Origin of the sequence: Pseudonocardia hispaniensis (genome assembly GCF_042658695.1) — a bacterium.
GTDB lineage: Bacteria > Actinomycetota > Actinomycetes > Mycobacteriales > Pseudonocardiaceae > Pseudonocardia > Pseudonocardia hispaniensis.
The window spans coordinates 66469-76485 of record NZ_JBHSQW010000018.1 but is presented as its reverse complement, the minus strand read 5'-3'; the positions used below and the strand labels follow the sequence as shown (position 1 = coordinate 76485).

At 63.4% G+C, this 10017-nt stretch carries 9 protein-coding genes and 1 pseudogene; all 10 read left to right on the top strand.

The window, feature by feature from the left end:
- Window positions 1-120: 120 nt before the first annotated feature.
- A pseudogene (locus ACFQE5_RS09235) lies at window positions 121-405 on the top strand (IS701 family transposase); the annotation flags it as partial.
- Between the two features lie 611 nt (window positions 406-1016).
- The gene (locus ACFQE5_RS09230; RefSeq protein WP_379584422.1) at window positions 1017-2282 is read left to right on the top strand and encodes an ABC transporter substrate-binding protein; all 1266 of its coding nucleotides are present in this window, start codon (window positions 1017-1019) and stop codon (window positions 2280-2282) included.
- Window positions 2283-2285: 3 nt separating this feature from the next.
- A complete protein-coding gene (locus ACFQE5_RS09225; RefSeq protein ID WP_379584421.1) occupies window positions 2286-2930 on the top strand; it encodes a nitroreductase family protein in 645 nt (214 codons plus the stop codon).
- On the top strand, window positions 2915-3685 hold the full coding sequence (locus ACFQE5_RS09220; protein ID WP_379584420.1) for an enoyl-CoA hydratase-related protein: 771 nt from the start codon (window positions 2915-2917) through the stop codon (window positions 3683-3685). Before ACFQE5_RS09225 ends, ACFQE5_RS09220 begins: the two co-directional genes overlap by 16 nt.
- Window positions 3682-4497 carry an ABC transporter ATP-binding protein gene (locus ACFQE5_RS09215; RefSeq protein ID WP_379584419.1) on the top strand — a complete coding sequence of 272 codons (816 nt, stop codon included), beginning with the start codon at window positions 3682-3684 and terminating at the stop codon, window positions 4495-4497. Before ACFQE5_RS09220 ends, ACFQE5_RS09215 begins: the two co-directional genes overlap by 4 nt.
- Window positions 4494-5222 carry an ABC transporter ATP-binding protein gene (locus ACFQE5_RS09210; protein WP_379584418.1) on the top strand — a complete coding sequence of 243 codons (729 nt, stop codon included), beginning with the start codon at window positions 4494-4496 and terminating at the stop codon, window positions 5220-5222. The genes ACFQE5_RS09215 and ACFQE5_RS09210 overlap by 4 nt, the downstream gene beginning before the upstream one ends.
- A complete protein-coding gene (locus tag ACFQE5_RS09205) occupies window positions 5219-6100 on the top strand; it encodes a branched-chain amino acid ABC transporter permease (RefSeq protein WP_379584417.1) in 882 nt (293 codons plus the stop codon). Before ACFQE5_RS09210 ends, ACFQE5_RS09205 begins: the two co-directional genes overlap by 4 nt.
- Window positions 6097-7119 (top strand): branched-chain amino acid ABC transporter permease, encoded by a 1023-nt coding sequence (locus ACFQE5_RS09200; protein ID WP_379584416.1) that lies wholly within the window; start codon window positions 6097-6099, stop codon window positions 7117-7119. The genes ACFQE5_RS09205 and ACFQE5_RS09200 overlap by 4 nt, the downstream gene beginning before the upstream one ends.
- A 478-nt stretch (window positions 7120-7597) precedes the next feature.
- A complete protein-coding gene (locus ACFQE5_RS09195; RefSeq protein WP_379584415.1) occupies window positions 7598-8824 on the top strand; it encodes an OB-fold domain-containing protein in 1227 nt (408 codons plus the stop codon).
- Between the two features lies 1 nt (window position 8825).
- A complete protein-coding gene (locus ACFQE5_RS09190) occupies window positions 8826-10016 on the top strand; it encodes an acetyl-CoA acetyltransferase (RefSeq protein ID WP_379584414.1) in 1191 nt (396 codons plus the stop codon).
- The last annotated feature ends 1 nt before the right edge of the window (window position 10017 follow it).

Sequence of the window (10017 nt, the reverse complement as noted above, 5' to 3'; positions counted from 1 at the left end):
GACCGGGAGATCAAACGCTGCCTCAAGCGCTACATCGCCCGCCAGCTCTACCGCCAGCTCGAGAACCCACCCACCTCAGCCACCCGCGCGGCTTGACACACCATCAGAGCGTCCGGCCCGGATGAGCACCAGGTCCGCCGCTGGACCTCGTGGCGACGCTGGACGCTGATCGCGATGCTCGCCCACGCGCTCCTGGCCGTGCTCGCCGCGAGCGAGCGGGCCCACTACCCGGCCCCGCCCGGGCTGATCACGCTGACCTGCAACGAGATCCACCGCCTGCTCAACCGGCTGCTCATCGACCCCGCCCGCCGCCTCACCGACCCCCTGACCTGGGCTTACTGGCGACGACGCCACCAATACCGCGCCCACACCAGCCACTACCGAGCCCGAACCGAGACCGGATAACGATCTACGGCTGGAGTATTAGGTAGCGGTCTCGGCAGGCAGGTTGGTGACCATGCCGGCGATCGCGCGACCGCGCACACCACCGACGCGAGCACCCGCGAAAACCCGTGCATCTCGCGCCGCGGTGATGGCTCGGCCACCACGACCCGGACCCTCACATCGGTGGACCGGTGGTGACCGGGTCCGACGTGCTCAAAGGCGGTCAGATGATCGGCGGTCGCACAGATCGGAGATGATGCAGACCGGGGCACGACATTCGATTTCATGATCAAAGATGGTTCGAGAGTATTCGCAATCCGACCCCCTGCGTTTCAAAATTCCAGATCATCGTGTTGTCGTCATGACCTCGTCAGTAGCCTTCCCCCCGCTACAGGATTTCCGAGTTGAAACGAACTTGCGCTCAATCATTGTAACAAGTACCACTGAGCTCAGTGTCGTTAGCTGATTCGCTCCAGCCGTGCAACTCGGGTGCTGAGATCTACGACACAGTAGTGGTCCGTTCAGTGAACCTGGCACATTGCACTTCTTGGGGCCGCATGCGAGCGTCTGTTCCCGCACTGCCGCGCAGGTCCTCCAACGACCGAGCGGCCCGGCCAGTCGCAGGAGGAACCGTGCCAACCAGAACGATTCGGCTCAGGCTGACGATCGCTGTCTTAGCTCTGAGCCTCCTGGCCGCGTGTGGCCGGGCATCTGATGCCGAGAGCGCCACTCAGGGCTTCACCGACGAGACGATTGTCCTTGGCGCCAACGCCCCACTCTCGGGACCGGCATCTGGCTTCGCGGCAGTCAACTACGGCGCCCGAGCGTACTTCAGCTATCTCAACGACACCCAGGGTGGTGTCACGATGGCGGACGGGAAGAAGAGGACGATCACCTACATCGTGCACGATGACGGCTACGACCCGGCGCGTGCGTCGGGTGTCGTCAAGCGGCTCGTTGAGCAAGACGGGGTGGCCGCACTCGTGCAGCCGTTCGGGACAGATCCGACCCTGGCTACCCGCCAGTATCTCAATGACCACAAGGTCCCCCAGATCTTCGTCCAGTCGACCAACCCGAAATTCAACCTCGAGCGGGACACGTACCCGTACTCCATGACCGGATCGCCTTCGTCAGTGGTTGAGGCCGCCGTGCTCGCGAAGCATGCGATCACGGAACGACCCACCGCCAAGATCGGCATCCTGCGCGCCAACGACGAAGGCGGTCAAGCCTACGTCGGCGCGTTCAAGAAGGCGCTGAAGGGCAGTAATGCGGAGGTGGTGGAGGAGCAGTCCTACGCGACCACCGATGCCTCCATCGACTCGCAGATCTCTATCCTAGCCTCCAGCGGAGCCGACGTGTTCGCCAATTTTGGCACGCCGAAGTTCGCCGCCCTGGCGATTTCACGGGCGCCTGAGCTCGGCTGGAAACCGATGATCCTGCTGCCGTCCCAAGCCAGCTCGGTGAAGGCGGTCTTGGAGCCTGCCGGGTTGAACAACGCCAAGGGCGCGATCACCGTCGGTTGGTTCAAGGATCCAACTGACCCGACGTGGGCGGACGATGAGTCGATGCGAACGTTCCGTGAGGCGATGAAGAAGTACGAACCGCGGGCTAATGCCGACGATGCCTTCGCCGTTGCCGGCTGGGCCGTTGCCGATTCCTTCGTCAAGATGCTGGCGACCACCGAGCCGTCTCGTGAAGCGCTCCGCGAGGCCGTCGGAAAACTGAACGGGCAAACTTCTGAAATGCTACTTCCCGGGATCGAGTTCCACACCTCGGAATCGGATGGGTTCGGGCTCGAGTCGCTGTGGATTCAGGAGTTCAACGGTGAGCACTACCGTTTCGTGGGGGACCAGCCGATCTCCCTCGAAGGTGAGTCCGCCAGCTTCGTGGGGGAATGAGCCATGGCTGGCGCAGAATCCGCCTCGCACTCGTCCACCCCGTTGCTCAGCCTGACGACTGAAGAGCTGCTGACAACAACCCGAACGGTGCGTCGCCGCCTGGACCTGGAACGACCGGTTGCTCGAGCCGACGTGGAACGGGCGATCGAGATCGCTCTCCAGGCTCCCCGGGGCGGCAACAAGGGTGGCTTGCGGTGGCTGGTCATCGACGATGCAGCCACCAAGCAATCGGTGGGCGCGATATGGGGCGAGTGTGCGGAGGAGTATCTGCGGCGATTGCCGGCCGACGACCCAATGGTCCCCGGCGCGCGCCGATTGCAGCAGGTCATGGGACAGGTGCCGATGTTGGTCATTCCCACCATCCAGGGCTGTCCACCGCAGGGAAGCAATCGAGTCAGAACTGCAAGTTTCTGGGGTTCGGTATTGCCGGCGATGTGGAGTTTCATGTTGGCTCTGCGGGCGAAAGGCATGGGCAGTGCCTGGACTCAGATCCATCTGGCACAGGAGGAACGCGTTGCACGAATTCTCGGTATCCCCTCGGAGGTGACCCAAGCCGGCTTGCTACCAGTAGCCTGGACCATCGGCACCCGATTCAAACCTGCACGCCGAGAACGAGTGGAGAAGGTTGTCGCATGGAACGCGTGGTGACGCCGGGTTACCCGGATGCTCGGGACTGCCTGCTGCGCACCGACACCGACGACGGAATCGCGGTCCTTACGCTGAACCGTCCCGCCGTGCACAACGCGCTGAGCCTCGAGCTGCGGAACCGACTGCGCGAAGAGTTCGATCGGCTCATCCAGGACCGGACGGTAACGGCCGTGGTCGTGACCGGCGCAGGCAACTCCTTCTGCGCAGGGCTCGACCTGAACGAGATCACTACCCACGGCGGGGTGCTGCGGGCCGACGTCGATGAGCCACAACGGGTGCCGTTGGTGCCAGACCTGGGCGTGCCGGTGATCGCCGCCGTGAATGGGCCTGCCATCACAGGTGGATGGGAACTGGCGTTGGGCTGCTCCTTCATCGTTGCCTCGACTACAGCTCGCTTCCGGGACACCCATGCCCAGATCGGCCTTCTCCCCGGGGCGGGAATGTCCGTAGGGCTCTCACGCAGGGCCGGGCCGGCCGCGGGACTTGCGATTAGTCTCACCGGCCGCGAGGTCGACGCTGCGGAGGCATTGCGACTGGGGCTGGTGGAGTACGTAGTCGAGCCCGAGGCAGTCCTGGACACCGCGCTGGAGTTCGCCCGATCGGCCGCCCGATTGGACGGACCACTGGTACGCCGCCTGGTGGATCTGTATCGCTACCACGCTGAGGCGCCCGGTTATGCGAGCTGGATCATCGAGCATGCCGAATCCCGGCGGTGGCTGATCGGCCGAGGCCCGGTGGTACAGGTCCGCCCATGAACAGTGTCGAACTAACCGAGACGGGGGCGCCAGCAGAACAGCAATGGGACGAAGAACCGTTGCTTCACGTCGAAGGCGTCAGCATGTCGTTTGGCGGCGTACAGGCGCTCACCGACGTCAGTTTTGCCGTCGGCGAAGGCACTATTGCAGGATTGATCGGATCGAATGGTGCCGGGAAGAGCACACTGTTCAACTGTGTCAGTGGAATCTACCGGCCGGACACGGGGCGGATTCGGTTCGCCGGGCGCGATATCCTCGGATCACGGGTGAGCGCCAGGAGCGGACTGGGGATCTCCCGGACGTTCCAGAACGTTGCCCTGTTCGAGCACCTCAACGTGGTGGATAACGTACTTGTGGGAGGGCATTCGCGCGGCAGGGTCGGTTTCCTTCGAGCCGGATTCCATCTCCCCGGGTCGATCCGTGCGGAACGTCAGATGCGGCAGGAAGCGCTCGAGATCCTAGCAGACCTGAGCCTGGAGTCCGTGGCACACGACGACGTCACCACGTTGCCGTACGGCACCCGCAAGCGGGTCGAGTTGGCCCGGGCGCTGATGGGCCGTCCCAGGCTGCTCATGCTGGATGAGCCCGCTGCAGGTCTCCCCCATGGGGAGGTGGACGCACTCGCCGGAGAGATCCGCCGGATCAATGAAGAGTTCGGCATCACGGTGATACTCGTCGAACACCACATGGGCATGGTCATGACGGTATGCCACCGGATTGTGGTGTTGGACCACGGACTAGTTCTAGCCATGGGAACTCCGCAAGAAGTACAGGAGGACCGCAATGTCGTGGAAGCCTACCTGGGCGGATGAACAACATGCTTGTGTGTCGTGATCTCAGATGCGGATATCAGGGCGCCCAGGTGTTGCATGGCATCGACCTGAAGGTCACCCCCGGTGAGGTGCTCATGATCCTGGGTGCCAACGGTGCGGGCAAGACCACGTTGTTACGTGCCATCTCCGGAATGCTTCCGCTAGCTGGCGAGGTGGAGTTCGAGAAACGGCGGATCACCAATATGTCAACCCAGGCCCTGGTCCGGATGGGTGTGGCGCATGTTCCGCAGGGCAGGGGGACATTCCACCAGTTCACCACTCACGAGAATCTCCTGCTAGGGGCGGCCAGCCTGCGAGGTTCCCTGCGCGACGGGATCCCTGCTCGTCTCGATCAGATCTTCGAGCTGTTTCCACGGCTGGCGGACCGACAGCACCAGCAGGCATCGACGATGAGCGGTGGTGAGCAGCAGATGCTCGCCATCGCACGAGCCCTGATGAGCCGCCCCAAGCTCTTGCTGTTGGACGAACCCTCCCTGGGTCTGGCCCCCCAGGTGACCGCGGAGGTATTCCAGACTCTGCGTTCCCTCAAGGAAGATAGCCAGATCTCTATGCTGGTCGTGGAACAGAACGCGCATCTCTCCATGGCGATCGCGGATCGGGCTGCCGTGCTGGAGAGCGGGCGAATCGTCCTGGAGGGTACCCCCGCGGACATCAGCAACAATCCCGCACTTCGGGACGCATACCTCGGAGGGACTCTCACATGACGGTCCTTCTACAGCAGATACTTTCAGGAATTGCCGCAGGAGCCATCTACGCCTCCATCGGAATCGCCCTGGTTCTGATCTTCCGATCCACCGGCATTGCCAACTTTGCGCAAGGTGAGATGGCGATGGTCTCCACATACATTGCTTGGCAGTTGAGTGTATGGGGTCTTCCATTGGTCATAGCCGCGCTGAGTGGCGTAGTCTTTGGAGTCGCCTTAGGGGTCTTTACCGAGCGTTTCGTGGTGCGTAGGGTAGAGACGGGACCTCATCTCAACGCCGTCATTCTCACCTTCGGACTATTCCTGATCTTCAACCAAACTGCAGCGGTCATCTGGCATTCGACAAGTCAGCGCTTTCCCTCGCTGGTTGCTGCCCATACATGGCAGGTGTTCGGGATATATTTTTCCTCAGATGTGATATTTATGCTCGCGGTGCTCATGGTGGAGTCGGTTGGGATCTACGTCCTCCTGCAGCGAACCAGGATTGGGCTGTGGATGCGAGCCTCGGCAGCCAATCCGGAATCGGCGGCCCTGGTCGGGATCGATGTTCAGCGGATGCTGATGCTGGGTTGGGGCCTCGCCGGCGGCTTCGGAGCGATTGGTGGAATTCTCATCGCTTCACGGACGTTCTTGGAACCGAATATGATGTCCGGTGTGCTTCTGTACGCCTTCGCCGCGATTGTGCTGGGAGGGTTGACCAGCGTGTTCGGCGCTGTCGTCGGCGGCTTGATCATCGGGATTCTGGAGAATCTGGTCGGCACTTATGTACCGTTCCTAGGGCCCGACCTCAAGGCCGTTGTGCCGCTCACAGTGGTCGTGCTCGTGCTCCTTGTGCGGCCGACGGGGCTGTTCGGCACTCCGGAAAGGATTCGGGTGTGAGCAAGGTGCTGCAGCAGAAGAACTGGCCCGGCCGCGCCCAGGTCGTCGGGTTTACACTCGTCGCTGTCGCACTAGTTCTGCCATTCCTCCTGCCGCCGTACCGGAACTATGACTTCTCGCTCATGTTCATTTATGGAACGGCGATCCTGGGTCTCACCATGCTGACGGGGGCGTCGGGCCAGATCTCACTGGCTCAGGGAACGTTCGTCGGTGTGGGGGCCTATGTAGTGGCGATCGCGGTGGTGAAGCTTGGGATGCCGTTGTGGGTGGGAGTGCTCGTCGCGGTCGGCTCGACCACCGTCATGGGCTTCGCCATAGGTCTGCTGGCATCACGTCTCAACGGTCTGTACCTGGCACTGCTCACCTTGGCCTTGGCCATCATCTTCGCGCCAGTCATCAAGCGCTTTCCCGAGGAGACCGGCGGCGCGAGCGGGCTATTGATTCCCCAACCACGCGTTCCCGAGGGTTGGCCGCTGGCCGATGACCAGCTTCACTACCTGTTCGCCCTGTCCATGCTCATTCTTGCCTGGTTGCTGACCCAGGGGGTTCTCAGCAGGCGACCCGGCCGGGCGCTGTATGCCTGTCAGGACGACCCCCTTGCGGCTGCCGCAATGGGGATCAATGTTCCACTGACCCGTGCCATCGCCTTCGCCTGGGCAGGGGCCGTTGCCGGCCTGGCTGGAGCGGGTTATGTCGTCGTGGTCGGATTTGTCTCGCCGGAATCGTTCCCGCTTTTGCTTTCTGTTGCCTTTCTTGCTGGCTTGGTTGTGGGTGGTGCACGCAGTCCTTGGGGAGCACTTCTCGGCGCAGCCTATGTCCAGTTCGTTCCTCTCTACACCGGCCGTATCAGTGACTCCTTGGCCGGTGTGGTCTACGGGATCTCCCTGGTCGTCGTGCTTCTGCTGCTTCCGGGAGGGTTGGCCAGCATCGCCAGGCGACTCAGTCAGCGGAACGGACGGAATCGGTTCCGAGTTCGCCGAGCTTCCTCCGGTGGCCGGAGACTTCCCAGCAAGCTTTGATTCTGTAAACCGAGGAGGGCGTTATCGTGGCTGGACTCAGGACGTTTCCGCGAGAGGTGGATGAATGGACGGTATGCCGGAATCGGACTCATGTGGGAGATCAGACGCTGCCAGCCCGGCTTCACTAGCACGCCGAGTCGAACAACTTGAGCTGGTCGAGGCTCCCTAGTACGTGGAACCTCATGTCGAGCGATCGGCTGCACTAGCGGGATATTTCTCGCCTCGAGTGTGGATGCGCCTGTGGGTTGTCGTCCTTCCTGCGAACTCCCTGTCCTGTATTCAGCTATGAAGGATCCTTATGTCAGGTCTAGTGGTGACGTCCTACGGCTCTTATCTGCCCAGTAGCCGGGTGTCCAGGGCGGATATGAGTGCCACGCTGGGGCGCGGGACGCTCAGCGGGCAGCGTACGACGGCCAGTCACGACGAAGACTCGATCACGATGGCGGTCGAAGCGCTGCGCAACGCGCGAGGAGCGGCTGTGGCCGAACCCGCGCTGCTCACCTATGTGACGAGTTCTCCCGTCTATCTGGAACGTTCCAACAGTTCGATCATCCACGCCGCGCTGGATCTGTCGGCCCGTGCGCCGGCGCACGACGCCATTGGTACCTCCCAAACCACGGTCGCCATGCTGAGGCACGCACTGCGTGCGGAGGAGCCGGTGGTCGTGGTCGCTGCGGATGTGCGCGGTGGTCTGCCGGGCAGTGAGTTCGAATGGTTCGGATGCGATGCCGCCGCGGCGGTGGCTCTGGCACCCGAGGGCACCGCGCCGGCGGTAGCGCGCCATCTGGGTGGAGCCGCGACGACTCTGCCGGTGGGCGACACCTGGATGTCGACCGAGGACGTGCCGAAGTCTTGGGACGGTCGTTTCGCCGCTCACGCGCTGATTCCGGAGACGATGAATCTGGCCGAGGAGGTCCTGGCGCGGTACGGCGATCCGGCGCGGGTCCAGTTCGTCGTCTCGGCGAGCAACCGCCGGCTCCGTGCCGACGTGATACGACGGGGACGCAAGCTGGGCTGGGCATACCTCGGCGGCCTGACGGACGATCTGGGCTACGCCGGTGCTGCCGATCCGCTGCTGGTCATGGCCGCTGCCTTCGATGTCGCCGCACCGGGGAGCCAGATCCTCGTGCTGACCGTGGCCGACGGAGCGAGTGCCCACCTGTGGGAGATCGCCGAGGGCGTAGAGTCACGGTCCGGGCAGTCGCTGAAGGCTCAGGTCGATCGGCAGCGCCCGCTCGCATATCCGACGTATCTGCGCTGGAGAGGCGACCTGGCCGAGGATCCGCCCCGACGTCCCGAGCCGGACCGGGTGTCGGCGCCCGCAGCCCTGCGGAACCGGCGCTGGAAGTACGCGCTGGTGGGCGCCGACTGCGGTCGGTGCCAGGCCCGGAACGTCCCGGCGCAACGGATCTGCGGCCATTGCCGCCGACCCGCCCCGATGCGCCCCGTCCCGCTCCAGGACACTCCTGGAACCATCCGGAGCTGGACCGTGGATCACCTGGCCTACTCGAAGGGGGACAAGGTGATCGCCGCGGTGGTGGACCTGGACGGAGGGGGACGCCTTTCGTGCGAGGTGGCCGACGCGCACGGGGAACGATTGGCTCCCGGTCAACGGGTGATCCCCACCTTCCGCCGCATCTCGACCAGCGACGGGCTGCACAACTATTTCTGGAAGGTCCGTCCCTTGCAGGAAGAGGTGAATTGACATGGCGGTGCGTGGCATCGCGAATCAGGTCGCGGTGATCGGTTCCTCCTGTACCGCGTTCGGTGACCTATGGGACACCGGTATCGAGGACCTGGCGGTGGACGCTGCACTGCAGGCGTGCGAGTCGGCAGGTGTTGAGCTCGTCGATGTCGACGCCTTCTGGTTCGGGTCGACCAATTCTGCGCAGAGCGGACTAGATCTCTCCCGTGCTCTTAAACTGGACAACAAGCCCGTCACTCGCGTGGCCAATTTCTGCGTCACCGGGTCCGATGTCTTTCGTAACGCGGCCTACGCGGTCGCTGCTGGTGCGTATGACACAGTGATGGCCATCGGTGTCGAGAAGCTCAAGGACAGCGGTTATGCCGGGTTGGTGGACAACGAACCGCCCAACGACGGCACTCTGAGCAGCCTCACACCTCCAGCCCGCTTCAGCCTGCTGGTCCCGGCGTACTGTGAGCGGTACGGGGTCAGCGTGGACACCATGCGGGAGACCCTGACACATATCGCTCAGAAGAATCACGCAAACGGTGCGCTGAACAGCCGGGCCCAGTTCCGCAGACCGGTGTCCTCCGAACAGGTGAATTGCGCGCCGGTGGTGGCCGGACAACTGGGCGTTCTCGATTGCTCGGGCATGAGCGACGGCGCCGCGGCTGCTGTACTGGTGCACGCCGAGTCCGACCTTGCCCGGAACCGCGAGGCGCTCTACGTGAAGGGCATGTCGTTCACAGCCGGCCCCGGCACCGGCCCCCGCGATCCCGGGTACGACTACGTCAGTCTGCCGGAGGTCGCCGCCTCGGCATGTGAGGCATATCGCCAGGCGGGGATCCGCGACCCGCGATCGGAACTGCTCCTGGCTGAAGTCCACGATTGCTTCACCCCGACTGAGCTCATCCTCATGGAGGACCTGGGCCTGTCGCGGCGTGGTGAGGCATGGCGCGACGTTCTCGCCGGTGTCTTCGACCTGGCCGGTGAACTACCGGTGAACCCGGACGGCGGCCTGAAGTCGTTCGGGCACCCGGTCGGCGCCAGCGGACTGCGCATGCTGTTCGAATGCTGGCTCCAACTGCGCGGGGAGGCCCCGGTCGAGCGCCAGATCACGATCACGCAACGCGGTGCGGCATTGGTCCACAACCTCGGTGGCGCGCCCGGTGAACTGATGTCCTTCGTCTCGGTGCTGGGCACCTCGAAGTAGC